Annotated in this window: 28 protein-coding genes; 16 read left to right on the top strand and 12 right to left on the bottom strand. The window is 56.6% G+C overall.

Annotated features, from left to right (window positions below; translation table 11 throughout):
• Nucleotides 1-260: 260 nt before the first annotated feature.
• Both GS630_RS10455 and GS630_RS10460 read right to left on the bottom strand, forming a co-directional pair.
• Nucleotides 261-500, bottom strand: coding sequence for a hypothetical protein (locus GS630_RS10455; protein ID WP_171177904.1), 240 nt, complete (start codon nt 498-500; stop codon nt 261-263).
• Between the two features lie 309 nt (nt 501-809).
• Complete coding sequence (locus GS630_RS10460; RefSeq protein ID WP_171177902.1) at nt 810-1,040, bottom strand: Flp family type IVb pilin; 231 nt, start codon at nt 1,038-1,040, stop codon at nt 810-812.
• Between the two features lie 353 nt (nt 1,041-1,393).
• Here GS630_RS10460 and GS630_RS10465 point away from each other — a divergent pair, with 353 nt between their 5' ends.
• The gene (locus GS630_RS10465) at nt 1,394-2,260 is read left to right on the top strand and encodes a lytic transglycosylase domain-containing protein (RefSeq protein ID WP_171235295.1); all 867 of its coding nucleotides are present in this window, start codon (nt 1,394-1,396) and stop codon (nt 2,258-2,260) included.
• Between the two features lie 36 nt (nt 2,261-2,296).
• Here GS630_RS10465 and GS630_RS10470 read toward each other — a convergent pair whose 3' ends face one another.
• The 5 genes from GS630_RS10470 to tldD all read right to left on the bottom strand — a co-directional run bounded on the left by GS630_RS10470 (nt 2,297) and on the right by tldD (nt 9,302).
• Complete coding sequence (locus tag GS630_RS10470; RefSeq protein ID WP_050603192.1) at nt 2,297-2,923, bottom strand: 3-oxoacid CoA-transferase subunit B; 627 nt, start codon at nt 2,921-2,923, stop codon at nt 2,297-2,299.
• Nucleotides 2,923-3,627, bottom strand: coding sequence for a CoA transferase subunit A (locus GS630_RS10475; RefSeq protein WP_171238266.1), 705 nt, complete (start codon nt 3,625-3,627; stop codon nt 2,923-2,925). Before GS630_RS10475 ends, GS630_RS10470 begins: the two co-directional genes overlap by 1 nt.
• 91 nt (nt 3,628-3,718) lie before the next feature.
• Nucleotides 3,719-6,337, bottom strand: coding sequence for a type I DNA topoisomerase (gene topA / locus GS630_RS10480; RefSeq protein ID WP_171619631.1), 2,619 nt, complete (start codon nt 6,335-6,337; stop codon nt 3,719-3,721).
• Between the two features lie 180 nt (nt 6,338-6,517).
• Nucleotides 6,518-7,642: a DNA-processing protein DprA gene (gene dprA / locus GS630_RS10485; RefSeq protein ID WP_171619633.1), complete on the bottom strand. Its 1,125-nt coding sequence runs from the start codon at nt 7,640-7,642 to the stop codon at nt 6,518-6,520.
• 238 nt (nt 7,643-7,880) lie between these two features.
• Nucleotides 7,881-9,302 (bottom strand): metalloprotease TldD, encoded by a 1,422-nt coding sequence (gene tldD / locus GS630_RS10490; protein ID WP_171238149.1) that lies wholly within the window; start codon nt 9,300-9,302, stop codon nt 7,881-7,883.
• A 176-nt stretch (nt 9,303-9,478) separates the two neighbouring features.
• Between tldD and coxB the strand changes: the two genes are divergently transcribed.
• From coxB to GS630_RS10545, 11 genes are all read left to right on the top strand, one after another.
• Nucleotides 9,479-10,390 (top strand): cytochrome c oxidase subunit II, encoded by a 912-nt coding sequence (gene coxB, locus GS630_RS10495; RefSeq protein ID WP_171177890.1) that lies wholly within the window; start codon nt 9,479-9,481, stop codon nt 10,388-10,390.
• A gap of 89 nt (nt 10,391-10,479) precedes the next feature.
• Nucleotides 10,480-11,430 (top strand): heme o synthase, encoded by a 951-nt coding sequence (cyoE, locus tag GS630_RS10500; protein ID WP_171177888.1) that lies wholly within the window; start codon nt 10,480-10,482, stop codon nt 11,428-11,430.
• Complete coding sequence (locus GS630_RS10505; protein ID WP_171177886.1) at nt 11,427-11,588, top strand: hypothetical protein; 162 nt, start codon at nt 11,427-11,429, stop codon at nt 11,586-11,588. Before cyoE ends, GS630_RS10505 begins: the two co-directional genes overlap by 4 nt.
• Nucleotides 11,588-12,163 (top strand): cytochrome c oxidase assembly protein, encoded by a 576-nt coding sequence (locus GS630_RS10510; RefSeq protein WP_171177884.1) that lies wholly within the window; start codon nt 11,588-11,590, stop codon nt 12,161-12,163. Before GS630_RS10505 ends, GS630_RS10510 begins: the two co-directional genes overlap by 1 nt.
• A gap of 22 nt (nt 12,164-12,185) precedes the next feature.
• Complete coding sequence (locus GS630_RS10515; protein ID WP_171177882.1) at nt 12,186-13,001, top strand: cytochrome c oxidase subunit 3; 816 nt, start codon at nt 12,186-12,188, stop codon at nt 12,999-13,001.
• Between the two features lie 155 nt (nt 13,002-13,156).
• Nucleotides 13,157-13,834, top strand: a complete 678-nt coding sequence (locus GS630_RS10520; protein ID WP_171177880.1) for an SURF1 family protein — start codon at nt 13,157-13,159, stop codon at nt 13,832-13,834.
• On the top strand, nt 13,831-15,219 hold the full coding sequence (gene thrC, locus GS630_RS10525) for a threonine synthase (protein WP_171619637.1): 1,389 nt from the start codon (nt 13,831-13,833) through the stop codon (nt 15,217-15,219). Before GS630_RS10520 ends, thrC begins: the two co-directional genes overlap by 4 nt.
• The gene (locus tag GS630_RS10530; RefSeq protein ID WP_171619639.1) at nt 15,216-16,478 is read left to right on the top strand and encodes a pitrilysin family protein; all 1,263 of its coding nucleotides are present in this window, start codon (nt 15,216-15,218) and stop codon (nt 16,476-16,478) included. Before thrC ends, GS630_RS10530 begins: the two co-directional genes overlap by 4 nt.
• Nucleotides 16,478-17,062 carry a GNAT family N-acetyltransferase gene (locus tag GS630_RS10535; protein ID WP_171619641.1) on the top strand — a complete coding sequence of 195 codons (585 nt, stop codon included), beginning with the start codon at nt 16,478-16,480 and terminating at the stop codon, nt 17,060-17,062. Before GS630_RS10530 ends, GS630_RS10535 begins: the two co-directional genes overlap by 1 nt.
• 102 nt (nt 17,063-17,164) lie before the next feature.
• Nucleotides 17,165-17,983, top strand: coding sequence for an MBL fold metallo-hydrolase (locus GS630_RS10540; protein WP_171177871.1), 819 nt, complete (start codon nt 17,165-17,167; stop codon nt 17,981-17,983).
• Between the two features lie 38 nt (nt 17,984-18,021).
• Nucleotides 18,022-19,437: an FAD-binding oxidoreductase gene (locus GS630_RS10545; protein WP_171619643.1), complete on the top strand. Its 1,416-nt coding sequence runs from the start codon at nt 18,022-18,024 to the stop codon at nt 19,435-19,437.
• A 37-nt stretch (nt 19,438-19,474) separates the two neighbouring features.
• Here the strand turns inward: GS630_RS10545 and GS630_RS10550 are convergent, their stop codons facing one another.
• Both GS630_RS10550 and GS630_RS10555 read right to left on the bottom strand, forming a co-directional pair.
• Entirely contained in the window at nt 19,475-19,957 is a 483-nt protein-coding gene (locus GS630_RS10550; RefSeq protein ID WP_171177866.1) for a fasciclin domain-containing protein, read from the bottom strand.
• 170 nt (nt 19,958-20,127) lie between these two features.
• Nucleotides 20,128-20,667 (bottom strand): adenine phosphoribosyltransferase, encoded by a 540-nt coding sequence (locus GS630_RS10555; protein WP_171177863.1) that lies wholly within the window; start codon nt 20,665-20,667, stop codon nt 20,128-20,130.
• 326 nt (nt 20,668-20,993) lie between these two features.
• Between GS630_RS10555 and GS630_RS10560 the strand changes: the two genes are divergently transcribed.
• The gene (locus GS630_RS10560) at nt 20,994-21,167 is read left to right on the top strand and encodes a hypothetical protein (protein WP_171177861.1); all 174 of its coding nucleotides are present in this window, start codon (nt 20,994-20,996) and stop codon (nt 21,165-21,167) included.
• A gap of 7 nt (nt 21,168-21,174) precedes the next feature.
• Here the strand turns inward: GS630_RS10560 and GS630_RS10565 are convergent, their stop codons facing one another.
• Entirely contained in the window at nt 21,175-21,804 is a 630-nt protein-coding gene (locus GS630_RS10565; RefSeq protein ID WP_171619645.1) for a LysE family translocator, read from the bottom strand.
• A gap of 221 nt (nt 21,805-22,025) precedes the next feature.
• On the opposite strand from GS630_RS10565, the gene GS630_RS22510 reads away from it, so the two are divergent.
• The 3 genes from GS630_RS22510 (at nt 22,026) to GS630_RS10575 (ending at nt 24,115) form a co-directional block, all read left to right on the top strand.
• Nucleotides 22,026-22,148 carry a hypothetical protein gene (locus tag GS630_RS22510; RefSeq protein WP_256368547.1) on the top strand — a complete coding sequence of 41 codons (123 nt, stop codon included), beginning with the start codon at nt 22,026-22,028 and terminating at the stop codon, nt 22,146-22,148.
• 15 nt (nt 22,149-22,163) lie between these two features.
• Nucleotides 22,164-22,829, top strand: coding sequence for a hypothetical protein (locus GS630_RS10570; protein ID WP_171177857.1), 666 nt, complete (start codon nt 22,164-22,166; stop codon nt 22,827-22,829).
• Nucleotides 22,830-23,302: 473 nt separating this feature from the next.
• Entirely contained in the window at nt 23,303-24,115 is an 813-nt protein-coding gene (locus GS630_RS10575) for an alpha/beta hydrolase (RefSeq protein WP_253285870.1), read from the top strand.
• 2 nt (nt 24,116-24,117) lie between these two features.
• Here GS630_RS10575 and GS630_RS10580 read toward each other — a convergent pair whose 3' ends face one another.
• Together GS630_RS10580 and GS630_RS10585 are read right to left on the bottom strand one after the other, a co-directional pair.
• Complete coding sequence (locus tag GS630_RS10580; protein WP_171177853.1) at nt 24,118-24,990, bottom strand: S-methyl-5'-thioadenosine phosphorylase; 873 nt, start codon at nt 24,988-24,990, stop codon at nt 24,118-24,120.
• Between the two features lie 66 nt (nt 24,991-25,056).
• Nucleotides 25,057-25,692, bottom strand: coding sequence for a hypothetical protein (locus GS630_RS10585; RefSeq protein WP_253285871.1), 636 nt, complete (start codon nt 25,690-25,692; stop codon nt 25,057-25,059).
• Nucleotide 25,693 lies beyond the last annotated feature (1 nt).

The raw sequence follows: 25,693 nt of genomic DNA on the forward strand, positions 1-25,693 counted from the left end.
TTAGTTTGGTCGAATACTAAGCTGCCGCAAGGGCGCTTTGAAACAGCCTAATCCTTAAATGCAAATTGTGTCGAAATGTGGGACAAATATGTCTGATTGTCAGTTTCTCTGCCAAAATCCACACAATTCTGCACATGATCTATCGAGCTTCACCCGACATTTGGGTTTGACGCAAAAAACGCCACATCCCAATGGACGTCGCGTTTTTTAATTCGGGGAATTGCTTTGCTCAGGCCGCCAAAAGCACCAAGCTGCGTGATTTAACCGCCGCCACCCGCGGTACCCTCGGTGACGATCCCGCCAGGAGCGCTGTTTGAGCCGGTGCTGACTACGGCAGCATTCATGGCTTCGTTTGCATTTCCGCCTAAGCTGTCAACGCTGGAACTGATGACGAGGTATGTCGCACCGGACAGGCCAATGACAACAGCCGTCAGCACTACCCAGTCGACTGTCACCGCGCCCGCTTCTTCCGATTTGAAGCGTTTTAGGAACTTGACCATGTTCTCTACTCCAATTGATTTTAACCATATTGCTGGCAGCTTTTATTCAAAAGATTGCGCGGTAATGGCGGAAATTGGGCAATAATAGGCTTTTTAGGATTGAACTTGGACAAACGCTGTTTTCGCGCGAGATTAAAGGCGCTTTGGGAACAAAGCCAGGTTGCGCGTGGTGTCGGGTGTTTCCAAGTTCTAACCCAAGACGTTGCCTGCTTAGTCTTGATGTGAGCATTAAGTTAGTTTGCAGGTCGCCCTGGACAAAAAAGGCCGCGCCAGACTGGCGCGGCCTCGAAAATTCTCTATGTCAACAACTTAGTTGCTTGTGCCTTCGGTGGTGATACCGCCCGAAGTGGTGTTGCTGCCGGTGCTCAGTGCCGCGCCGTTCAGCGCTTCGTTCACGCCTGTTGCCAGGCCAGTGGCGCCGGTTTCGATCTGCTGGTAAGCAACTGCGGCCAGGCCGATGACTGCTGCGGTCAGAACAACCCAGTCAACTGTTACTGCGCCGTCTTCGTCTTTGCGGAAGTTCTTGATGAACTTGATCATGTTACGTCCCTCCTAAAGGATCTAAATAAGTCTAATGAACCTCGGCGTCTTCCAGAGCTTCCTCTCTCAGTCCGCTCCCGTCCGTCTCGGTATGCATCTATGTTTGCCTGTGGTGCGTGGCAGGAATTGGGCCAAACGCAGATTTTTTTTCGTGCAGCTTAACTTTTTAGTTAGAAAATGCATAAGAGACTGAAATAAAACGATTAAAAAAATGCAATGGTCAGAACATACCTGTTTGGACGGTGCAAAATTGCGTCAAATGAGGCGAAATTGCCCCATTTCGCTTTGTTTTTCTGGCTTTGCGCGAAGATTCGAGGTTCAAATCGCCTAAAAAGAAAACATGAGGCAGGCAAATGAATCTCCGGACCGCACTCCAATGCGCCGGTGTACTCGCGTTTCTAGTTTCGAGTGTCACATATGCAGACGCAACCGAAGTAGAACCGCGCGGCGTGTACAAACGGATCAAAGCACCCCAGCCGGGTGAACGCCCCCGCGTGACCGTACAAATCACTGCGGAGGAACATGCAACACAACCTTCTGCGCCCAGCACAGGGGCCGACCTATCGGTGCCAGATGTCATTGCGCGCACAGAAGTTGCCCAGCCGATTCCTCCAGAGGCACAAAACAAGCGTAATCCCAAAGGGTCTTATAAAGCTTTCTGGGACAGGATCTCGCCCGAGATAGGTCAGGGTGGTGCAGGACGTTTAGATGCCGCCATCTCGGCCCTTGCAGCCACGAGTGTGCGGTCTCCCCGACTTCAAACCCTGCAGAACATTGCTCAGCAGCAGGGTAAAGAGATTCTGCGCTCGACTGTCGGTACCAATGTCTCACCGGCGCTGGTCTTGGCAGTGATCTCGGTCGAGTCCGCCGGGCGGGTGGATGCGATCAGCTCTGCCGGAGCGCAGGGGCTCATGCAACTCATGCCCGCCACAGCGGCACGCTTCGGGGTGAAAGACAGCCTTCAGCCAGCACAGAACATCGCCGGAGGGGTGAAATACCTCAACTGGCTGATGGAAGAGTTCGGGAACGATCCGATTCTGGTATTGGCCGGATACAACGCAGGTGAAGGTGCAGTGCGTAAACACAGCGGTGTGCCACCCTATACGGAAACCCGGGACTATGTGCCCAAAGTTCTGGCTGCATTCCAGATCGCAAAGGCCTTGTGTGCCACCCCGCCTGATCTGATTTCTGACGGCTGCGTGTTCCAGACCTCAAACTAAATAAGGCCCGCCTCGATTCGGCGGGCCTTTGTTCTTTTAAGAAACAAGTGTCGCTTGTGTTGCTGCGCGCATCTCGTCTTCGCTGACACCATCGGCCAGTTCGACGATCTTCAGGCCGCCTTCGACCACATCCAATACACCGAGATTGGTGATGATGCGATCGACCACGCCTTTACCTGTCAGGGGTAGGGTGCATTCTTTCAGAACCTTGCTGTCGCCGTGCTTGTTGGTGTGATCCATCACTACGATGACACGGCCGACACCCGCGACCAGATCCATTGCTCCACCCATGCCTTTCACCAGCTTGCCTGGAATCATCCAGTTTGCCAGGTCGCCTTTCTCATCCACTTCCATGGCGCCCAGAATCGCCGCAGCGATTTTGCCGCCGCGGATCATGGCAAAAGAAGTGGCGCTGTCGAAATAGGCCGTGCGGGACAGTTCCGTGATCGTCTGCTTGCCTGCATTGATCAGGTCTGGGTCTTCCTCGCCTTCAAACGGGAAGGGCCCCATGCCCAGCATGCCGTTTTCCGATTGCAGGGTGATGTCCTTGTCGCCAACATAGTTCGCCACCAGCGTCGGAATGCCGATGCCGAGGTTCACATACATGCCGTCTTCCAGTTCCTCTGCCGCGCGCGCGGCCATCTGATTGCGGTCCCAGGGCATTATGCTTCCTCCTTCTTGCGGGTGGTGCGTTGTTCGATGCGCTTTTCGTGCTCGCCCTGAATGATGCGATGCACATAGATGCCGGGCAGGTGAATCGAATCCGGGTCAAGTGAGCCGCGCGGAACGATCTCTTCTACTTCGGCTACGCAAATTTTGCCGCAGGTCGCCGCAGGCACATTGAAATTACGGGCGGTCTTGCGGAACACGAGGTTTCCGGTGTCATCCGCCTTCCACGCCTTAACGATGGCCAGATCGGCGAAGATCCCTTCTTCTAGGATGTAGGTCTCGCCATTGAAGTCCTTATGTTCCTTGCCATCGGCGATCACCGTGCCCACGCCTGTCTTGGTATAAAAGCCGGGAATACCGGCACCACCTGCGCGCATCCGCTCGGCCAGGGTTCCCTGCGGGTTGAATTCCAGTTCCAATTCACCGCTCAGATACTGGCGCATGAATTCAGCATTTTCGCCGACATACGAGCTGATCATCTTTTTGACCTGCTTCGTTTGCAGCAAAATGCCGATTCCAAAATCGTCCACACCGGCATTGTTCGATGCAAAGCTCAGGTCTTTGACGCCAGACTCTTTAATAGCTTCGAGCAATAGTTCCGGAATGCCGCACAGGCCAAAGCCGCCCGCGGCAATCAGCATACCATCTGTCAGCACCCCATCGAGCGCTTCAGAGGCATTGGCATAGATTTTTTTCATGGAAAACTCCCCCAATGACATGGTGATGGGCAGGTTGTGCCGCCACGTCATGGGGAAGTCAATGAAACCAAGGGTGTGTTGGTATTTCTACCTATTCCGCCGCCTTCTTGGTTGCCTTCTTGGCTGCGGCCTTCTTCTTTGGGGCCGCCTTTTTCTTGGTGCCTTTCTTGGCGGCGCGTTCATTCACCAGTTCGATGGCCATTTCCTGCGTCACGTCTTCTGGCTTGATGTCCTTGGGAATGGTCGCATTGACCTTTTCCCATTTGACATATGGCCCATAGCGACCATCCAGAACTTGCATGGCGCCGCCGTCAGGATGTTCGCCCAACTCCTTCAACGGTTTCGCAGCCGCGCGGCGCCCGCGCCCTGGATTGGCGCGTTTTTCAGCCAGCAACTCGACCGCGCGGTTCATGCCGATTTCGAACACATCGTTGGGGTCTTTGAGATTGGCGTAAACCGGCTTTGCGTCTTCCGGCAGTTGGTGCATCAGGTAGGGGCCAAACCGCCCGAAATTCGAGCTGATCATGCCACCCTCAGGGTGTTCGCCGATCTGACGTGGCAGAGAGAGCAGCGTCAGAGCTTTCTCAAGGTCCATGTCATCTTTGCTCCACCCGCGCGGCAAAGAGGCGCGCGGTGGCTTCTTGTTCTCGGGCGTGGGTTCGCCGCGCTGAACGTAAGGACCGAAACGACCGGACTTCAGCCAGATCTCATCACCCGCATCTTCGCCCAACAAGCGTTCATCCCCTTCGGCACCTTCACCTGCGATGGGACGCGTATAGGTGCATTCGGGGTAGTTGCCGCAACCGACGAAACCGCCCGTGCGCGAGGTTTTCAGGTGCAATTGCCCAGTGCCGCACTTCGGGCATATCCGCGGATCCGATCCATCCTCACGCGGCGGGTACAGCTGCGGCGCGAGCGCTTCGTCCAGCTTGTCCAGTACTTCGGAAATTCGCAGTTCGGACGTCTCGCCAATTGCGGCCGAGAAATCGTGCCAGAACTTGCCCAGCAGGTCCTTATAATCGCGGTCCCCTGCGCTGACGTCGTCCAGTTCTTCTTCCAGATTGGCTGTGAATTCATAACCCACATATTGACGGAAGAAGTTCAGCAGAAAGATCGTGACGATCCGGCCCTTTTCTTCGGGGATCAGTCGGTTTTTGTCTTTGCGCACATATTCCCGATCCTGAATCGTGGTCACGATCGAGGCGTAAGTCGAGGGGCGACCGATGCCAAGTTCTTCCATGCGCTTGACCAGTGTGGCTTCGGTATAGCGGGGCGGAGGCTGCGTGTGGTGCTGCTGCGCCAGAACGGATTCGTTTTCGGACAGGATTGCGGCTTTTTCCTCGGCCTTCGCGAACTGACCTTTCAGTGAGGTTTTGGCAAAACGCGCCGGATCGCCCTGCATGATCTGCGGCAAGCGCTTTTCGTCGTCGTCGGCTACATCGTCGCGACCTTCTTCATAAACACGCATGAACCCGTCAAACATGACTACCTGACCAGTGGCGCGCAAGCCGACCTGACCGTCATCGCTGCCGATCTCTACGGTGGTCCGCTCCAGTCGGGCGGCGGCCATCTGACAAGCTATGGTGCGTTTCCAGATCAGGTCATAAAGCTTGCGCTGATCCTCATCGGTGACTTTCAGGGCCTTGGCATCGCGTGACATATCCGTTGGGCGGATACATTCGTGCGCTTCCTGTGCGTTCTTGGCCTTGTTCTTGTACATGCGCGGGCTGTCCGGCACATATTCGGCGCCATAGCGCTCCGCGATTGTATCGCGGGTGGCGGCCACGGCCTCGGGGGCCATATCGATACCGTCGGTCCGCATGTAGGTAATGTAGCCAGCCTCATATAGCCGCTGCGCCACCTGCATCGCGTGGCGCGCACCCATGCCGAACTTGCGGCTGGCCTCTTGCTGCAAGGTTGATGTCATGAACGGCGCGCTGGGGTTGCGTGCTGCCGGTTTCGCCTCGACCGAGGTGACGCTGAGCGCCCGACTTGTGATAGCCTGAACCGCCAGCTCCGCCTGTGTGGCGTTGGCCAGATCGTGCTTGTCCAGTTTCTTGCCGGCCAGAGTAACCAGCCGCGCCTCATAGGTCTGGCCGCGCGGTGTTTCGAAAAGCGCCTTAACCGACCAGTATTCGACCGGCTTGAACGCTTCGATCTCCATCTCGCGTTCGACGATCAGGCGCAGACAGACGGATTGCACGCGACCGGCGGACTTTGCACCGGGCAGCTTGCGCCAAAGGACGGGAGAAAGGTTGAAGCCCACCAGATAGTCCAGCGCACGGCGGGCCAGATAGGCCTCGACCAGCGGCATGTCGACCTGACGCGGGTTCTGCATCGCCTGGGTGACGGCTTCTTTGGTGATGGCGTTGAACGTTACGCGGCTGACCGGCGTATCTTTCTTGATCGAACGGCGCTTGGTCAGAGCTTCTTGCAAGTGCCAGCTGATCGCCTCGCCCTCACGATCAGGGTCAGTGGCGAGGATCAGTGCGTTATCTTCTTTCAGGGCATCGGCGATGGCTTTGACATGTTTGCGGCTGTCATTGCCAACTTCCCATTTCATGGAAAACTCATGCTCGGGATCGACCGACCCATCCTTTGGTGGAAGGTCCCGAACATGGCCGTAAGAGGCCAAAACTGTGTAGTCGGGGCCGAGATATTTATTGATTGTTTTTGCTTTGGCCGGAGATTCTACAACAACTACAGGCATTTAAGGGGAAACCTCGCTCGACGAATTTGGCGCCTTCTATGGTGGAGCAAAATGTGTGGGGCAAGCGGGAATTGTCAATGCGTTCCTTTTGCAGGTCGAAAAACGCCTTAATTTCAGGTCATTATTCAAGGTGCCGTGTCTCTGGAAGGGCCGACACCATGTTTCATGGAAGTGGTTCGATCAGCCTGCCAGGGACAATAGACCCCCGGGCTGGCGCTGGATTCGTCCATCCAGTTCCAGATCGACCAATGCGGGGCCAAGCTCGCCAGCCGATGCCGCGATGTCTCGCAGCAACTGGTCTTCCGCGATGGGTGAGGGGCCAAGTCGTTCAAGGATTTGAATGTGTAAGTCTTGGGCAGGGTGTGCGACCGGGGTAGGTAGCTGCTGGGGGCGGTGTGAAGGCAGGTTGTCCTTGTGAGGCAAGGCTTCAACCACGTCCTCCGCGGACCGGACCAAGATAGCCCCATCCCGAATCAACAGATTGCACCCGGCGGCCCGCGCATCGAAGGGGTGGCCGGGTACGGCCAGAACCTCGCGCCCCTGATCCAAGGCATCGCGTGCCGTGATCAGGCTGCCAGACTTAGCTGCGGCTTCGACCACGACAACAGCTTGCGCAAGGCCAGAGATGATCCTATTTCGGCGCGGAAAGTGCCGAGCCTGCGGTGTCACGCCCATCGGTTGTTCCGACACGCGCAACCCGTTGGACGCGATGTCATGAGCCAGCTCTGTATTCTCGACTGGATAGACGACATCCACGCCGCCGGCCATGACGGCAATGGTGCCGGATGTAAGGCTCGCGATATGTGCCGCCGTATCAATGCCGCGCGCCAGGCCTGAGACAATCACATAGCCTTTGCTGCCCAAGTCAGTCGCCAAACCCCGGGCCATTCGAGCACCGAGCGAAGAACAATTCCGTGCACCAACCATTGCAACCGCAGGTTTTTGCAAGAGAGACACGTCACCGATTGCCCAAAGCATAGGGGGCGCATCATTCAGATCATTCAGAGCTGCTGGGAAATCAGCGGACCCAAGGCACAAAAGCCGCGCATTTGCGGCTTTTGCGGCCTTGAGCTCCGCCTCAATCACGCCGGGGGGGCAGATTTCATACCCTTCTATTCCGGCAGCGCGTGCCATTTCCGGCAACGCGGCCAGCGCGTTCTGCGCCGAGCCATGTTCCCGCAGAAGCCGACGAAACGTCGCCGGACCGACCTTGCGAGAACGCAAAAGGCGAAGCCACGAAAACCGGTCCTCTTCCGTGGTGGGTGGGAGTGGGGGGTGATTGGAAGAAAGCTGCTCTTCGGTCATCCGTTGCTCCGCCTTGTTGCAAAACTGGTTTACAGGCGGGCGGGTTAACAGCTTGTAAATCGTGGAAAATTAGATGTGTTTTTGTTCGAACTTGTTCTATCCAGCAGAAGCATGCTTATGAAATAAAAGGAAAAATAAAAATCGGCCTTTTTGATGCAAAGGGATTTTCAACTGTTTGGGCGCTTTACGCATGGGCGCAAGGTTAACCATGCGCCCGTGTAACTTGGTCTTTTGCGACTCAGGTTGCCGACCCCCCAACTGTCAGTCCATCCATCAGAACGGTGGGTTGTCCGACGCCCACCGGCACCCATTGCCCGTCCTTGCCGCAGGTGCCCATACCGGGATCCAGCGCCATGTCGTTGCCAAGCCCCCGGATCCGTTTCAAAGCGGATGGCCCATCGCCAATCAGCGTCGCGCCTTTGACCGGGGCGCCGATTTTTCCGTTTTCAACGCGATAGGCTTCGGTGCAGGAGAAGACGAACTTGCCATTGGTGATGTCCACCTGACCGCCGCCGAATCCCACGGCCCAGATGCCGTCTTTGATATCTGCGACCAAGGCCGCTGGGTCGGACTCGCCACCCAGCATGATTGTATTGGTCATGCGCGGCATCGGCTTGTGCGCATAGCTTTGCCGCCGCCCGTTGCCTGTGGGCGCAACGCCCATCAGACGCGCGTTCTGACGGTCTTGCATATATCCGGTGAGGATGCCGTCTTCTATCAGCACCGTACGTGAGCTGGGCGTGCCCTCATCGTCTACAGTGATCGAGCCGCGCCGGTCAGCGATCGTGCCATCATCGACCACGGTTACGCCTTTTGAAGCGACCTGTTGCCCCATCAGACCGGCGAAGGCAGAACTTCCTTTGCGGTTGAAATCCCCTTCCAACCCGTGGCCGATGGCCTCGTGGAGCAAAATCCCGGGCCAGCCGGGGCCAAGCGCCACCTCCATCACACCCGCGGGAGCCGGGATCGCGTCCAGATTGACCAGCGCAATGCGCAAGGCTTCGCGGGCCTTGGCCTGCCAGTCTGCCGGATCAATCAATCCGCTCAGGCCCACGCGACCGCCGCCACCCGCCGAACCGCTTTCGCGGCGTCCATTTTGTTCCACGATCACTGAAACATTCACGCGTGTCATCGGGCGAACATCGCGCACCATCACTCCATCAGGTCGCAGTATTTCGACCTCCTGAGTGGCGGCCGAGATCATTGCGCTGACCTGAACAACGCGTGAATCCAGATCGCGGGCAAATGCATCAATCTCGCGCAGGGTTTCGATCTTGACAGGAAACGCGGCAGAATCGATGGGATCTTCGTCGGTATAAAGACGTGTGTTGGTGGATCGAGGTGCTTCGGCAAGGGTTCCGCCGCCATCCCCAACGGCCAGCCGCGCGGTCTCGGCTGCCCGTTTCAGCGCGGGGATGGAAACATCAGTAGAATGTGCATAACCAGCGACTTCCCCTTGAACCGCGCGCAGGCCAAATCCTTCGGAAGCGTCGTAAGATGCGGTGCGCAGCCGACCGTCATCAAACACCAGTGACTCGGATTTTCGACGTTCGACAAACAGTTCTCCGTCCTCGGCCCCAGCGGTCGCCGATTGCAATACAGACAGCGCTTCGTCATGCGCAAGAGCGCTTTCAAAGGGGCGAAATGGGGCGTCGGACATGAGTTGTGACCTTTCGGGTTTGATCCAGATCAAAAATAGCGTCTGTTTGACGCAAGCATTTTGCTTTATCTACCCGACGGAATATGGTTTTTAACGCGGCCAAAGACAACGGGAGAGGTGCGACCGATTCACACCTTTTCGCCAGGGACGCAAAGATCAAACGATCAGGACAGAAAATGAAGAATGCTTTGATGCTTTCAGGGTTTATGACAGCCCTCTCCAGCCTTCCCGCCATGGCTCAGGAGCTAGAGATTATTGGCAAGCCGGTCGACGGCGGTATGGGCTTCCAGCCTGCGGCCACAAGCTTGGCCGATGGAATTCAGCGGCTGGACACAATGATTCTGGTGATCATCACCGTGATCTGTCTGTTTGTTGCGGCCCTGCTGCTTTACTGCATCGTGCGTTACAACCAGCGCGCAAACCCGACACCGGCTCGGTTCTCGCACTATACCCCGGTCGAGATTGCCTGGACCCTCGGTCCGATCCTGATTCTGGTCTTCATTGGTGCGTTCTCGCTGCCGGTTCTGTTCAAGCAACAGGAAATTCCAGAAGGTGACATCACCATCAAAGTCGTCGGCAACCAGTGGTACTGGACTTACGAATATGTTGATCACGATTTTGCCTTCGACAGCTATCTTCTGGGCCACCCGGCAACTCTGGATGAAGGTGCGCGCCCAGCAGATGCGGACGTGACCCCGTTTGTTCTGGATGACGCCATGCGTGCCAAGCTGGCCGATGCCGGGTACAGCGATGACGAATGGCTGTTGGCCACCGACACCGCGGTTGTCGTACCTGTCGGCAAGGTCATCGTGATGCAGGTTACCGCCTCTGACGTGATCCATTCCTGGACCATTCCGTCCTTTGGCGTGAAGCAGGACGGTGTGCCCGGACGTCTGGCCGAACTGTGGTTCGAAGCCGAGAAAGAGGGCGTCTACTTCGGTCAGTGTTCTGAACTTTGCGGCAAAGACCACGCTTATATGCCGATCACTGTCAAAGTGGTCAGCCAGGAAGCCTACGACGAATGGCTGCAGGGCGCGATCGATGAATATGCGGGTCTGCCGCAAAACTATCAGGTTGCCTCGAACTAATCGAAGCGACATGGGCGGGGTAGACCCAGCCTAAGACATGACGCAGGCTGCGCGCGTGATCGCGCAGCTTTCGCCCAAAGGGACCGGAAATGACCGACGCAAGTATCAATGCCAGCACTGCGACCGCTCAGGCGGACGAGGCCAGCTTTGGCGATTACTTCGCCCTGCTGAAGCCTCGCGTGATGTCTCTGGTTGTTTTCACGGCGCTGGTGGGTTTGCTGGCGGCACCTGTTTCCGTGCATCCGTTTGTGGGTTTTTGCGCCATTCTGTTCATTGCCATTGGAGGCGGTGCCTCTGGCGCTTTGAACATGTGGTGGGACGCGGATATCGACCGCGTTATGAAACGCACCAAGGGTCGTCCGATCCCTTCCGGCAAAGTGGAAGAGGGTGAGGCGCTGGCGCTTGGGCTGGCGCTTTCGGGCCTTTCGGTGATCATGCTGGGTCTCGCAACCAACTGGTTTGCAGGCGCGTTTTTGGGCTTCACCATTTTCTTCTACGTTGTCGTTTACACGATGTGGCTGAAGCGTTCGACGCCGCAGAACATCGTGATCGGTGGCGCCGCAGGCGCTTTCCCGCCCGTCATTGGTTGGGTTGCGGCAACCGGATCGATGTCAGTTGAACCTTGGCTGATGTTCGCCCTGACCTTCATGTGGACGCCGCCGCATTTCTGGGCGCTGGCTCTGTTCATGCGCTCAGATTACGACGATGCGGGTGTCCCGATGCTGACCGTGACGCATGGTCGCCGTGCGACGCGGGTACATATTCTGGTTTACACGGCTCTGCTGGCCATTTTGGCATTGGGAACCGCATTCTCTGGTATCGGTGGCCCAGTTTACCTGACCGTTGCTTTGGTGTTGAACGCGCTGTTCCTACACGGAGCATGGCGGATTTCACGCCGGACCGAGGAGGACTCGGAAGCCGACAATTTCAAGGTCGAGCGCAGCTTTTTCAAGCTTTCGCTGCTCTACCTCTTCCTGCATTTCGGCGCCATTCTGGTTGAGGCGTTGCTGAAACCCTATGGGTTGGGAGGCTGGTCATGAGCCTTCGAAAGAACCACGAGCTGCACCAACGGCGATTCAGCCGCAATCTGGGGGTTGGCCTGACACTGGCCGCCTTTATCGTGATCATTTTTGGGCTGACGGTCGTAAAGGTGTCGGGCACGGATTTCGGTATGGCAACACAGGAGGTTCAGAACTGATGGCATTGACTGGTCCCCAGAAAACGGTTGTTCAGACTGTGGGTGTGGTTGTTCTGATGGGCAGCTTGGCCTGGGCGGCTGTGCCATTTTATGATTGGTTCTGTCGGGTGACGGGGTTTGGCGGCACCACGGGTGTAGCCGAAGCAGCGCCCGAAGACATTCTGGACCGCACCATCACCGTTCGGTTCGACGCGTCCAAGGCCAAAGGCATGGCGTGGGAGTTCAAGCCGATTGAACGCGAGATGGAAGTGCGCATCGGCGAGACCGGTCTGGCATTCTACGAAGCATATAACCCAACCGACCGGCCCATCGCGGGGCAGGCCTCGTACAACGTTGCCCCATATTCGGCCGGTGGGTATTTTCAGAAAATCGCCTGTTTCTGCTTTGAAGAGCAGGTGCTGCAACCCGGCGAACGGGTTGAAATGCCAGTAACTTTCTTCGTCGACCCGGAACTGGTCGAGGATCTTGAAGCAAAGTATGTTCATACGATCACTCTGTCGTATACATTCTACGAAATCGACCTGCCCGAGGGCTATGCCGCCCTTGAAACGCAGGCAGAAACAAACACGAACTAACGCCTGTAGGTGAGGGACGCTGATGGCACACGCTAAAAACCACGATTATCACATTCTGGCCCCGTCGATCTGGCCTCTGATCGGAGCCGTCGGTGGCTTTGTGATGCTGCTCGGAGCCGTCCTTTGGATGCATGGCATTACGCCGTGGATGTTCTGGGCTGGCTTGGTCGCGGTGCTGTACACCATGTTCGCCTGGTGGTCTGAAGTGGTTGTTGAAAGCCGTCAGGGCGATCACACACCTGTCGTCCGCATCGGCCTGCGCTATGGTTTCATCCTGTTTGTGATGTCCGAGGTGATGTTCTTCTTCGCCTGGTTCTGGTCGTTCTTCAAGCATCGCATGTACCCGATGTATGACTATGCGGGCACCGAATACATTCAGCCAGACATCCACGCGGTTGACCCTTTCCACCTGCCGCTGATCAACACTCTGGTCCTGCTGCTGTCGGGCTGCGCGATCACATGGGCCCACCATGCGCTGGTGCATGACAATGACCGCAAGGCGCTTATAAACGGTCTGGCCATCGGTATCGTTCTGGGCGTGCTGTTCACCTTCCTGCAGGGTTATGAATATTACGAGCTGCTGGCCCATGAAGGCTGGGAGTTCGGTGGTGATCAGTTCTATTCGAACTTCTTCATGGCAACCGGTTTCCACGGCGCGCACGTGATCATCGGCACCATCTTCCTGACTGTCTGTCTGATACGGGCGCTTAAGGGCGACTTTACACCCGAGAAGCACGTCGGGTTTGAAGCCGCGGCCTGGTACTGGCACTTCGTTGACGTAGTCTGGCTGTTCCTGTTCTTTGCCGTCTACATCTGGGGCCAAGCTCCGCTGATGTAAAACCGGTCAAATGAGCCGATTGCGAAAGCCGCCCCTGGGGGCGGCTTTTTGCTTTTCCCGGTGCAAGATTGCACCCAATACAATTGTGTGGTTGCGTTTTCGACCGCTCCGCCCTTAACAAGACGCCGGTTCCTGCAACGAGGTTTGATCCTGCCATGCGCCGCATTCTGTTTCTGCTGATCTTCGGCCTTGCCGGTTTGGGTGTGCTGCTGTCGCTGGGCATTTGGCAGGTGCAGCGTCTGTCATGGAAACAAGAGGTGTTGGCCGAGATTGAAAGCCGTATCTCGGCGGATCCTGTGGACTTACCAGCGCAGGTGTCAGAAGACGCTGACAAATACCTACCAGTCACCATTTCGGGCGATATGGAGCCCGGGGAAATCCACGTTCTGGTTTCCGTAAAGCAGGTTGGCGCAGGGTACCGCATCATTCAGTCTTTCACCGCCGGGGACCGCACAATATTGGTGGATCGGGGCTTTGTTCCAACAACTGCCAAAGACGCAAAGCGATTGACTGGCCCGATGAAGATCACCGGTAATTTGCACTGGCCGGACGAGATCGACAGCTATACGCCCGAAGCCGATATTGACGCCAATATCTGGTTTGCTCGCGACGTGCCGAACTTGGCCGCAGCTTTGGGTGCCGAACCTGTGCTTCTGATCGCCCGGTCGGAAACGGACCCAAACATTACGCCTTTGCCGGTAGATACGGCGGGCATTCCCAACGATCACCTACAATATGCAATCACCTGGTTTGGTCTGGCTCTGGTCTGGGCCGCAATGACCGGGTACTTCCTATGGCGCAGCCGTGCCAATTCTGAGAGTGACACGATATGAAATACATCTCGACCCGTGGGCAGGCGCCCGAACTGACTTTTGAAGAGGCGATGCTGACGGGTTTGGCCCGCGACGGTGGCTTGTACTTGCCCGCCGAGATCCCGGTGATGTCGCAAGACGAGATCGCGGCGCTGGCGGGCTTGCCCTATGAAGAGATCGCTTTTCGCGTGATGTGGCCCTATGTCAGCGGCTCCTTTGCCGAGGAAGAGTTCAAGGCGATCATCGCCCGCGCTTATGAGGGTTTCGGCCACGACGCCCGCGCGCCTCTGAAGCAACTCAACGAAAACCATTTTCTGCTAGAGCTGTTCCACGGCCCGACACTGGCCTTCAAGGATTTTGCCATGCAGTTGATTGGCCAACTTTTCCAGGTGGCTCTGAAACGCCGTGGCGACCGTGTAACCATCGTGGGTGCGACCAGCGGTGATACGGGTTCTGCCGCTATCGAAGCTTTCCGGGGGCTGGATGCGGTAGACGTGTTTATCCTGTTTCCGCATGGCCGTGTATCCGAGGTGCAGCGCCGTCAGATGACAACGCCTGCGGACAGCAATGTTCACGCTCTGGCCGTCGACGGAGACTTCGACGATTGCCAGGCCGCGCTGAAGGATATGTTCAACGATTTTGATTTCCGCGATGGGGTGAAACTGGCGGGTGTGAACTCGATCAACTTTGCCCGCGTTCTGGCGCAGATTGTCTATTATTTCTCTGCCGCCGTCAGTCTCGGCGCGCCGCATCGCAAGGTCAGCTTCACCGTGCCGACCGGGAACTTTGGAGATATTTTCGCGGGTTATCTGGCCAAACGTATGGGCCTGCCCATCGACCGTTTGGTGGTGGCAACCAACCAGAATGACATTCTGCATCGTTGTCTGTCGGGCGAGGGATATTTCAAGGGCGAAACCATCCCCTCGATCAGCCCGTCGATGGATATTCAGGTCAGCTCGAACTTTGAGCGGGCTCTGTATTACGCCTATGGCGAGGACGGTAGCGCTGTGGCGCAGCTGATGGATGAGCTCAAGAATGGTGGCTTCAACGTCAGCCAGGGCGCGATGGAGGCACTGCGCGAGAGTTTCGATTCGGGTCGCATGTCCGAAGACGAGACGCTGGAAACGATCAAGCATACGCTGGCGCATAGTGCGGAGCTGGTTTGCCCCCACACCGCTATTGGGGTCAAGGTTGGGGAAGACCACCGCGCCGCCGATACACCTATGATCACTTTGGCAACGGCGCATCCCGCCAAGTTCCCGGCGGCGGTCGAGAAGGCAAGCGGCGAACATCCGCCTCTTCCATCCCGCATGTCTGATCTGTATGAACGTTCGGAACGGGTGACCCGCATTGCAAACGAACTGGGTACCCTTGAGGATCATATCAGAAGGCATATCGCTGAGTGACAGTCAGACAAGACCAACTGAAGAACGGCTTTCGTATCGTCAGTGAACATATGCCGGGGCTGCAATCAGCGGCCATCGGCATCTGGGTGACCGCCGGTGGGCGGCATGAGCGGATCGAACAAAACGGCATCGCGCATTTCCTTGAACATATGGCGTTCAAGGGAACCGAGCGTCGTTCTGCGCTGCAAATCGCTGAAGCGATCGAGGATGTGGGCGGCTATATCAACGCCTATACTTCGCGCGAGGTGACGGCCTACTACGCGCGTGTTCTCAAAGACGACGTCGCGCTGGCCATGGATGTGATCGGCGACATCGTTCTGAACCCGGTTTTCGATCCGCGTGAGATCGAGGTCGAGCGTGGGGTGATCCTGCAAGAAATCGGTCAGGCCTATGACACGCCGGACGACGTGATCTTTGACTGGCTGCAAGAGCAGAGCTATCACGACCAACCCCTGGGCCGCACTATTCTGGGGCCAACTGAAAAGGTCAGTGCGTTTTCACGCGAGGATCTGTCGGGCTTTGTAGCCGAGCATTATGGCCCCGAGCAGATGATCCTGTCGGCTGCCGGTGCCGTGGATCACGATGCGCTGATGAAAATGGCCGAAGAGATGTTTGGCCATCTGCAACCGCGCAAGGGCCTGATCCCGGACGCTGCACGGTTCACCGGGGGTGAGGCACGGCAAGAGAAAGAGTTGGAGCAGGCGCACTTTGCCCTGGCGCTGGAAAGCCCCGGGTACCGCGACGATGCGATTTATACGGCGCAGATTTATTCGACGGCTTTGGGCGGCGGCATGTCCTCGCGTTTGTTCCAGGAGGTGAGAGAAACGCGCGGGCTGTGCTACACAATCTTTGCTCAGACCGGTGCTTACGCTGATACTGGTACAACCACGATTTATGCGGGAACCTCGGCGGATCAGGTTGGTGAGTTGGCGACAATCACCATTGATGAGATGAAGCGCGCGGCCGAGGACATGAGCGCGGAAGAGGTTGCCCGCGCCCGTGCTCAGATGAAGGCCGGGATGCTGATGGGATTGGAAAGCCCTTCAAACCGGGCCGAACGTCTGGCGCGGCTGGTGCAGATCTGGGGCAGGGTGCCTTCGCTAGAGGATACCGTTGCCAAGATTGATGCGGTCGGCACCGAAGATGTGAAAGCATTTGCAGAAACCATGGCTGTACAGGCTCCGGCAGCTCTGGCGCTTTATGGGCCTGTGGCTGGCGCGCCGAGCTTGACCGAACTGCAGGAGAGGCGGGCGGCGTGATGCTGTTGGGCAGACGCAAGCTGAAACTCGAAACCGCGCGGCTCAGCATGCGCCCGCCTGTACATTCCGATTTCAATACCTGGTGCGCATTGCGGCGGGCTTCAAAGGATTACCTGACACCGTGGGAGCCGGTCTGGGCAGCGGATCACCTGAGCCGCAAGTCTTTTACCAATCGGGTCTATTGGGCGCAGCGCTCGGTCGCCAGTGGGACTGCGATACCTCTGTTCCTTTTTCGTCGCGAAGACGACACGCTGGTTGGGGCCATCACGCTGGACAACATTCGGCGTGGTCCCGCGCAGGCCGGAACCTTAGGATACTGGACCGGTCAAGCTTTTGCCCGCCAAGGTTACATGCGCGAGGCAATTGGTGCCATGGTCCATCACGCCTTTACTCGGCTGGACCTGAGCCGGATCGAAGCCGCTTGTTTGCCTGAAAACCGGGCATCGCGCGGGTTGCTGGAAAGCTCTGGCTTCAAATACGAAGGTGTGGCGCAGTCCTATCTGCAGATCAACGGACGATGGCGAACGCATGTTTTGTATGCAAGCCTGCGGTCCGACAGGCGCGGAAAGACCGACGCGGGTTAGGGGGCTCTGCCCCCGTCGCGGCAGGCCGCGCCTCCCCCGAGGTATTTGGCGCCAGATGAACAAGGGGCATGACTTGGGCGTGTTCTGCGCTAAAGTTAAGTTATGCGCTGGTTGGTTGCGGCATTGATGGTGATTTCTGGTGGAGCTGCAGCGCAAGAGCGGCGGCCAAGCCATTGCATCGCCATTGCTGATGCCGCGCCGGGGATTGAGTACCTTCACAAAGCTGCGTGGCAAGATCCGGTGCCGGAATTTTCTGTGCGGATCAGCTATATCGCGCACGCGTCGTTTCTGATCCAGACGCGGGGCGGGTTGAATGCAGTCACCGATTTCACCGGTTTTATCGGCAGTGCGGATTTGATCCCTGATGTGGTGACGATGAACCATGCCCACAGCACGCATTGGACGGCCCATCCCGATCCGGCGATCCCACATGTTCTGCCGGGATGGGGTGAGTTTGGTCAGGGCATTGAGCATCATCTTGATCTGGGTGAGATGCTGGTGCGGAATGTCTCGACCGATATTCGTTCGGCTTATGGCGGTGTCGAAGAACGGGGCAATTCGATCTTCGTGTTCGAGGTTGAAGGGCTATGTATCGGTCATCTGGGGCATTTGCATCATGTGCCGTCAGACGAGCAGTTCGCCGCGTTGGGGCGGCTGGATGTTGTAATGGCTGCGGTTGATGGCGGGACGACAATGCCCTTGCCAGACATGATCTCGGTTCTGAAGCGACTGAAAAGTTCTGTCATCATTCCGATGCACTGGTTTTCTGGATTCTCGCTTGACCGGTTCCTTGTTGATATTCGGGATACTTTTCCGGTTGAACGCAACGGTGTTTCGGAAATCACTGTCTCGCTTCGCGATCTTCCCGACCGACCTACGGTGATTGTTCTGGAGCCGCAATATCTGATTGATTTGGAATAGGGCTTGCCGCAGCCGCGTCGCTTGGGCATTGAAAACGTATGAATTTAAACCCCGCCGATGCCCGATTTGCCGCGCTGATCCAATCGACAATACGCGACGATGTCCTGCGCCCCGTTGAAGAACGGTATTTGGAAGAACCGCGCGGGCGGTTTTCCGGGCAGATCGGGGTGTTGGCTGTTCCCGACAGCGCCGAAGAGGTTTCCGCACTGGTGCGGTTGGCTTCGGAGGAGCGGGTGCCGGTTGTACCCTATGGCGGTGGCACAGGATTGGTAGGCGGGCAGGTGATGTCAGATGGCCCACTCCCTTTGCTGGTCTCTTTGGAGCGAATGACAGCCATTCGGTCTGTTTTCCCGACCGAGAACATCCTGATCGCCGAAGCCGGGGCCATTTTGCAAGACGTTCAGACAGCGGCCGAGAATGCGGATCGGCTGTTTCCGCTGTCATTGGCGGCGCAGGGGTCGTGTCGGATCGGGGGCAACCTTTCGACCAATGCCGGGGGCGTTAATGTCTTGCGCTATGGCAACGCACGTGACCTGTGTCTGGGGCTTGAGGCGGTGTTGCCCAATGGCGAGATATGGCATGGGCTGAGCCGGTTGCGAAAGGACAACACGGGCTACGATCTGCGGGACCTTTTGATCGGGGCCGAAGGCTCGCTGGGGATCATCACGGCAGCGTCCCTTAAGCTGTTTCCAAAACCTGCTGCGCAGGGCACGGCGATGTTTCAGGTGGCTTCGCCCGAGGCGGCCATCGACCTGCTGGCGCTGGCCCGAGATCAGGTGGGCGAGACTGTCAGTACGTTTGAGCTGATCCATCGGCAAGGACTCGATTTCCTGACCGATGTCCTTCCGGATGTTCGCCAACCTTTCAACACACCGACAGAGTGGAGCGTGTTGATTGAATTGGGACTTGCAAAGGGGCAATCATCGTCAGCCGCGTTGGAGGAGATTTACATCCGCGCTGAAGAGCGCGGTCTGGTTCAAGATGGGGTGATTGCGCAAAGTGAAGCGCAGCGCGCTGATCTGTGGGCGGTTCGCGAACGCATTCCCGAGGCCAACCGCCTGATCGGATCTGTTTCGAGCCATGACATCTCGATACCGATTTCCAGGATTCCAGACTTTATTCGCAAAGGTGGGCAGGTGATTGCTGGCCTCGGACCGTTTCGGATCAATTGTTTCGGACACCTTGGCGATGGCAATCTGCATTACAACGTGTTCCCGCCCAAAGGGCAAAGCCGATCAGAGTTTGACACGGAAAGGGGCGCGATCAAGCAGGCTGTACATGATCTGGTTGACGCTTTTGACGGCTCGGTCAGTGCTGAACATGGGGTGGGGCGTTTGAAAACGGACGATCTTGAACGCTATGGCGACCCGGTAAAGCTGGGTGCCATGAGGGCCATCAAGGCAGCTTTGGACCCACAGGGGATCATGAACCCGGGCGCGGTCCTGAAAGGGTGAACACGGCCCATGATACGGGCCGTGTCTTTAAACGGTGTTACGACGCAGGCAGGATCACTTTGTCGATCACGTGGATCACACCGTTCTTGGTTTCGATGTCAGCCTGAACAACGTTGGCATCATTCACCATCACACCCGAGTCCAGATCGATTGTGATATCACCGCCCTGAACGGTTGCGGCAGTCATATCATCGGTCAGATCACCGGACATCACTTTGCCCGGTACGACGTGGTAAGTCAGGATAGCAACAAGCTGGTCCTTGTTTTCCGGCTTGAGCAGGTCTGCGACTGTGCCTTCTGGCAAAGCGGCAAACGCGTCGTCTGTTGGGGCAAATACGGTGAATGGCCCTTCGCCTTTCAGCGTGTCAACTAGTTCGGCCGCTTGCACGGCGGCTACGAGAGTTTCAAAGCTGCCAGCGGCGACAGCGGTATCAACAATGTCTTTGCCATGGCCGTCGGCCAAAGCGGTAGTGCTGAACAGGATCGTGGCGACACCAGCGGCGGCGAATTTGCGGAACATATGAGAGTCTCCCTTGGTAAGAATGCTCGAAACAGCATCAACCGAGGTACGCGGCATCCTCACAGCAAGATCACTTGTTTTGCGCCGAATTGTGGGTTGAAGGAACCGAAAGCCGCGCTAAGCCAGCGTGGCTTTCATAGTCCAATCACGCTTTTGTGAAGATTTCTGTGTCAGAGCCCCTCAAATTCGCACAGTATGTGCACGTCCATTCCCATCTCTTCCAGAACTTTACGACCTCCGAGATCGGGCAAGTCGATGATGAACGCGCATGAGACGATCTCGCCCCCAAGCCGTTCGATCAGCTTGATGCCCGCCGCCGCTGTGCCGCCTGTGGCCAGCAGATCATCGACAACCAGAATCTTTTCGCCGGGTTGGATGGCGTCGTCGTGGATCTCAACAATCGCTTCACCATACTCCAATTTGTAGTCCTGGCTGATTGTGGTGCCGGGCAGCTTACCTTTTTTGCGGATCGGCACAAAGCCAACGCTTAGCTGATGCGCAATCGCACCGCCCAGAATAAAGCCCCGCGCTTCCAGCCCCACCACCTTGTCTATCCGCTCACCGGCATAGGGGTGCAACATCTGGTCAATCGCCATCCGAAACCCGCGGGGGTCGGCAAACAAGGTTGTCACATCGCGAAACATGATCCCTTCGTGGGGAAAATCGACAATGGTTCGGATGTAATCTTTGACAGATTTGTTTCTGGACATGGGCCAACCCTTTTAGCGTCAAAACACACCAAGGTGTTTGGCCCATCAAACAGCCCCGCGCAAGGTTCTAATCCGGCGCAACTTTCATGAGCGAGGGGTCATGATTGCCCGAGGCAAGCTTTTGTAACGATAGAGCGCAGCGGGTAACCAGGACAGGTGCGGTTTGCGCCAATTGCGTTGATCTCGCAATAGAAATGCCTGAGCAGTATGAAGGTTCATTGCCATATTCCTTTTATTGTTGTTAAGTGCCCGATAACGACAATCACTATGCTATGTATATACAATGCATCGCCGAAAATTGCAAGGTCTGTTGGGGGGCAACGCGCGTGGCAAAGAAAGACGGCAAGGGATCAAACAAGAAAAACAGTCAGTTGGTCCTGCGTCTGGATAAAGACGAACGGGACGCTTTTGTCGAACTGTGTAAAGAGCTGGATACCTCAGCCGCGCGAGAAATTCGCCGGTTTATCCGTGGCTTTATGAAAGAACACGCAGAGGATTAGAATGACCTCAGGCCGGGCGGCGCAGAACTGCCGTGGCGACTCCCATCCCTACCAAGGTCAGCCCGCCAAACCGTGTCATTGCTGTTATGACACTCGCACGGCCAATCAGGCGCCGCAGTCGGTCGGCCAACAGCGCGTAAGCTAATGCGTTCAGCCAGGCCAGCCCCACGAATGTCACGATCAGGATGGCGAATTGCGGACCCAGCGGTTCGGTCGGGCGCAGAAACTGCGGAACAAAAGCGATGAAGAAGGCAATGGATTTCGGGTTTAGCGCGGTCACGGCCGCAGCGTGCCCAAACACATTGCGCGCAGTCACGTCGCGCGCGGTATTAATTGTGCCTAACCCTCCGGCAGGTGCACTGCGCAACAGTTTGATCCCGAGCCACACCAGATAGGCGGCCCCAACCCATTTGAGTACCGAAAACAAGGTCGCCGAGGCCAGCACCAATGCGCCCAACCCCAGCAATGAGGCTGTCATGGCCACCAGATCACCCACAGCGACCCCGGTCGCCGAAGCAACCGCGACGCTGCGCCCCTTGGACAGGGCATAGCTAAGCACCAGCAAAACGGTCGGGCCGGGGATAAGCAGTAAAGCGGTGGAGGCGGCAACAAAGGCCAGCCAAAGATCAAATTGCATCGCAGAAGTCCTGATTTGACGGTCTGAGATTGAGAGAATCAGCTTCAGGAATCAAGTCGCATATGCACGACGTATCAGCAGCATGCCTTTCGCGCTTGGCTGTGAAACACAAAAATACTCAAATGCTTACTCGGGTTTTATTAGTTTCGCGACAAAACATTCAATTTGTGTTATAGTTGCGCCGCATTTTTTTGTTTCGATTTTAAAATAGGAGGTTCGTCATGAAACTTATCGTTTCCGTTTTTCTGTTGGGCATATTGCTGATCCCGACTGTCGCCTCTGCGTGCCCGGACGGCTACTTTAATTGCGGCGGAGACCTGTGCTGCCCCAATCCTCAGAACTAGTTCAGAGGATATGACATGCCTAAATTCAATTTGCGGTACGCCGCCGTCGTCGTTGTTGGTTTAGCTGCGTTTGGTGCTGGTAAAGCACTCCTGTTCAACGCCAACGAATCGGATTTGCGGTATCAGAAGTTCAGCGTATCCGAAGGTCAGTTGAACGGTCCGGTGCTGGGTGGTGCCTTTGCGTATAACCACATTTCGGAAGAATTCGAACCACAGATGATTTGTGAACTTGTTGTCGGTGGCAACCAAGTTGGGCCGCATCCGGTTTCGATCCACAGTTCAAGTCTGATTGCCCTAGGTTGGAACGGTGCATGGGATTCCATCACGGAATATGTCGGCGACAAGATTGGTGAAGCCATGCAGATCTCTGGTGCTGACGCCAAATGGCAATTCCAGAAACAATTCTGGAAGGCAAAGAACGGTACATCATTCGATGAGTCCTGCCGTTCAAAGGTCGAGGAATTAGCCAGGGATCCGAACTTTTCGGTATTCTTGGTCGAAACACTGTTCTTCGATCAGGAGGCCCTTGACGACATGGAAATGGTGCAATTGTCGCAAACGTCGATAATCTTCAGCGGATGCGAACCAGAATGCCAAGCGCCGGTGCCGGTCAAATCAGTACTCAATCCCGGTTGGTTGACGCGGTCCAAGGACGAATGGGGTATCGTGCGTATCCATTAGTCGCAAGCATTCCCTTGATTGCCTCAAACTGGGACTAAAAGACCGCCCTGTGATTTCATCTAGCTTGGCTACCAACGCCAGTTGGCGCTGATCCGGCTTGGATAGTATCGCTATTCCGTTGCCTGATCGCTGCCATGCAGGCCAGACGCGTGCTAGATCCCAGTTGGCGAGTAGGCCATTGACCATTTCGAGGCTCAATCCAGTTGTCCGAGGACAGAATGCATCCCTGTCCAGTAAGCAATCCCATTCTTTTGACGCCGGGCGTATTCGTTCCCGGCTAATTGATGCGTTCTGCGGAGGAAGCTTCCGATTCAACGCCAGCTAGGTTCGCCTTAAAGCCAAGATTAAGTCTCCTCCATCTTCCTTGAATTGCAAACGCCCTCTACCAGTCTATGGTGCGAACAAGTCTAAATGAGGCTGTGATGGAACATAGCGAATACGCAACTCCCGGTAAGGTTCCCAGGACGGGTCTGATGACCAGCCGATGGAAAATCGCGGGCATTGTATCCATTGTTCTGATCACAACGCTCTACGCCGCTGTGGTCGGGTACATGTATCTGAACCAGCGCGCGCTGCTGTTCAAACCTTCGGGAGTACTTCCCGAGCCTGCCTCTGTCGGATTGGTCGATATCGATGTCATGACGAAGTCCATGGAGGATGGGACAGAACTGACCGTCTGGGCGGCGCCCGCGGCCACTCAAGGTGCACCGACCGTTTTGTTCTTTCACGGCCAAAGCGGTAATTTGGGTGACCGCGCGGACAGGTTGCGTGAGATACTGAACAGCGGGTATGGGCTGCTGGCACCCAGTTATCGCGGATACCCCGGCAGCACAGGCACACCTTCCCAAGCGACCTTGGTTTCGGACGGATTGGAGCTGTTTGACCAACTTTACGACGCCGGAGAGGCGGTTGTTTTGCACGGCCAAAGCCTCGGTACGGCGGTCGCGGCGCAAGTGGCGGCACAACGACCCGAAGCCACGATGTTGGTGCTGGAAGCGCCCTTCACTGCAACCGTAGATGTGGCGGCGGAACGCTATCCGTGGCTGCCGGTATCGGCCCTGATGCACGACCAGTTTGCCACCCGCGACATCATCGGGACAATCGAGGTGCCGACGTTGATCTTCCACGGCACAGGTGATCAAACCGTTCCAGTGCATCACGGCGCGCGCCTTGCCAAGATGGGCGGCGAGAGGGTCGAGTTTTTCTTGATTCCCGGCGGAACCCACAACGAGTTGTGGTCATACGGCCTGTGGCAGACCGTTCAAGACCGCCTGCCACAGTACTGATTTCAGAGAATTCGCCCGGCGACCGCGTCCAGCTTGGCCAAAAGCGCCGGGTCGCGTTTTTCAGGGGCAGTCAGGATTGCGTATTCCAAGGCCCTATCACAGCCATGCGGGCAAGGTTCACGTTCAGCCCCCAGCAACGCGGGCAGACCCTTGACCAGAGCGCGACCCTTGTCGGCATTGCCTGTCAGAGTGGCAATGATGGTCGCAACGTCCACCTCTCCGTGGTCGGGATGCCAGCTGTCATAATCCGTGACCATCGCGATCGAGGCATAGCAAAGCTCGGCCTCGCGGGCGAGTTTGGCTTCGGGCATATTGGTCATGCCGATCACGTCGCAGCCCCATTGCTCACGATACATTTTCGATTCAGCAAGGCTCGAGAACTGCGGTCCTTCCATCGCCAAATAAGTGCCGCCGCGATGGATGGTGATGCCAGCGGCCTTGCCGGCGGTTTCGCAGGCATCCGACAGGCGCGGGCAGGTGGGATGGGCCACGCTTACATGGGCGACGCACCCCGAGCCGAAAAAGCTTTTCTCACGTGCAAAAGTCCGGTCGATGAACTGATCGACAATCACGAAGTCGCCGGGTGCCATGTGCTCGCGGAACGATCCGCAGGCTGAAACCGAGATCACGTCCGTCACGCCCAGCCGCTTCAACGCGTCGATATTGGCGCGATAGGGCACATCGGTCGGCGAATGCACGTGGCCGCGGCCATGACGCGGCAGAAAAGCCATTTCGACACCGCCCAGCGATCCGGTCAGGATTTGGTCTGACGGCGTTCCCCATGGGGTCTCAACCGCGACCCATTCGGCGTTTTCCAGCCCATCAATTTCATAGATGCCTGATCCGCCAATGACGGCAATCTTGGTTTGGGTCACTGTCCTGCTCCACGTCTTGCAATGCTATTGGATTTGTGCGGGCTTGCGCACAGTTTGACAAGAGGCCTAGTCCTGTTTTGGCAACAGGTTACGTTGTTGAGACTGCGCGGTGAAGTCAGCCCAAGCTGCGTCGAACATGTCCAGTGGCCACGTCAGATTCTGCGATTGTCCGTGCCTGTCGCGGAAAACAAAGCGATACGCATCCCCGGTTTGCATAGCATCCAGCAGGTCTTGTGCGCGTTGGTCTGCAAAGGTACAGCCAAGCCCCGTCAGGCATCCCGGACGCCGCGTGCGCCATATCGTTTCGTTATCTTTGTCGATGCGAAACCCTGACGGGTTGAAAATGGTGCCGGGCTCCATTCCGAATTCAATTCTGAAGCCTTCAGGTTCTGGCGTAATGAACACGAACTGAGCCGCAAACTTCGGCCGAAATGAGAAAACTTCTGCCCGCCGGATGTAGCACCGCTGTTTCAACGCACCATTTTCTTCGCGCTCGTCGCAGATTGAATTCCAGATCCCGAAAATCTCGTGATGCGTCACGCGCCAGTTTCCGGCCGTGTCATTGCCTTGCAAGTCCTGCGCAAGGGCGGGAAGGGCAGAGAAGAGAAAGAGTATGATCCAGCGCATGATCTCAGATTTGGTTGCTGGACCACAGTCCCGCAAATCACGTTGCTGCGAGGGTGAGGTATGCGTCAAGCACATG

The sequence above is a fragment of the Ruegeria sp. HKCCD7303 genome (genome assembly GCF_013111185.1).
In the GTDB taxonomy this organism is placed as follows: domain Bacteria; phylum Pseudomonadota; class Alphaproteobacteria; order Rhodobacterales; family Rhodobacteraceae; genus Ruegeria.

Bases quoted from the DNA above. Each gene is read 5' to 3' on its own strand.
- GS630_RS10535 (WP_171619641.1), top strand. From the start codon at position 16,478: ATGCTGTTGGGCAGACGCAAGCTGAAACTCGAAACCGCGCGGCTCAGC.
- GS630_RS10585 (WP_253285871.1), bottom strand. From the start codon at position 25,692: ATGTGCTTGACGCATACCTCACCCTCGCAGCAACGTGATTTGCGGGAC.
- GS630_RS10515 (WP_171177882.1), top strand. From the start codon at position 12,186: ATGGCACACGCTAAAAACCACGATTATCACATTCTGGCCCCGTCGATC.
- GS630_RS10455 (WP_171177904.1), bottom strand. From the start codon at position 500: ATGGTCAAGTTCCTAAAACGCTTCAAATCGGAAGAAGCGGGCGCGGTG.
- GS630_RS10465 (WP_171235295.1), top strand. From the start codon at position 1,394: ATGAATCTCCGGACCGCACTCCAATGCGCCGGTGTACTCGCGTTTCTA.
- cyoE (WP_171177888.1), top strand. From the start codon at position 10,480: ATGACCGACGCAAGTATCAATGCCAGCACTGCGACCGCTCAGGCGGAC.
- GS630_RS10460 (WP_171177902.1), bottom strand. From the start codon at position 1,040: ATGATCAAGTTCATCAAGAACTTCCGCAAAGACGAAGACGGCGCAGTA.
- GS630_RS10475 (WP_171238266.1), bottom strand. From the start codon at position 3,627: ATGAAAAAAATCTATGCCAATGCCTCTGAAGCGCTCGATGGGGTGCTG.
- GS630_RS10565 (WP_171619645.1), bottom strand. From the start codon at position 21,804: ATGCAATTTGATCTTTGGCTGGCCTTTGTTGCCGCCTCCACCGCTTTA.
- tldD (WP_171238149.1), bottom strand. From the start codon at position 9,302: ATGTCCGACGCCCCATTTCGCCCCTTTGAAAGCGCTCTTGCGCATGAC.
- coxB (WP_171177890.1), top strand. From the start codon at position 9,479: ATGAAGAATGCTTTGATGCTTTCAGGGTTTATGACAGCCCTCTCCAGC.
- GS630_RS10570 (WP_171177857.1), top strand. From the start codon at position 22,164: ATGCCTAAATTCAATTTGCGGTACGCCGCCGTCGTCGTTGTTGGTTTA.
- GS630_RS10510 (WP_171177884.1), top strand. From the start codon at position 11,588: ATGGCATTGACTGGTCCCCAGAAAACGGTTGTTCAGACTGTGGGTGTG.
- GS630_RS10520 (WP_171177880.1), top strand. From the start codon at position 13,157: ATGCGCCGCATTCTGTTTCTGCTGATCTTCGGCCTTGCCGGTTTGGGT.
- GS630_RS10555 (WP_171177863.1), bottom strand. From the start codon at position 20,667: ATGTCCAGAAACAAATCTGTCAAAGATTACATCCGAACCATTGTCGAT.
- GS630_RS10550 (WP_171177866.1), bottom strand. From the start codon at position 19,957: ATGTTCCGCAAATTCGCCGCCGCTGGTGTCGCCACGATCCTGTTCAGC.
- topA (WP_171619631.1), bottom strand. From the start codon at position 6,337: ATGCCTGTAGTTGTTGTAGAATCTCCGGCCAAAGCAAAAACAATCAAT.
- GS630_RS22510 (WP_256368547.1), top strand. From the start codon at position 22,026: ATGAAACTTATCGTTTCCGTTTTTCTGTTGGGCATATTGCTGATCCCG.
- dprA (WP_171619633.1), bottom strand. From the start codon at position 7,642: ATGACCGAAGAGCAGCTTTCTTCCAATCACCCCCCACTCCCACCCACC.
- GS630_RS10545 (WP_171619643.1), top strand. From the start codon at position 18,022: ATGAATTTAAACCCCGCCGATGCCCGATTTGCCGCGCTGATCCAATCG.
- thrC (WP_171619637.1), top strand. From the start codon at position 13,831: ATGAAATACATCTCGACCCGTGGGCAGGCGCCCGAACTGACTTTTGAA.
- GS630_RS10470 (WP_050603192.1), bottom strand. From the start codon at position 2,923: ATGCCCTGGGACCGCAATCAGATGGCCGCGCGCGCGGCAGAGGAACTG.
- GS630_RS10540 (WP_171177871.1), top strand. From the start codon at position 17,165: ATGCGCTGGTTGGTTGCGGCATTGATGGTGATTTCTGGTGGAGCTGCA.
- GS630_RS10575 (WP_253285870.1), top strand. From the start codon at position 23,303: ATGACCAGCCGATGGAAAATCGCGGGCATTGTATCCATTGTTCTGATC.
- GS630_RS10505 (WP_171177886.1), top strand. From the start codon at position 11,427: ATGAGCCTTCGAAAGAACCACGAGCTGCACCAACGGCGATTCAGCCGC.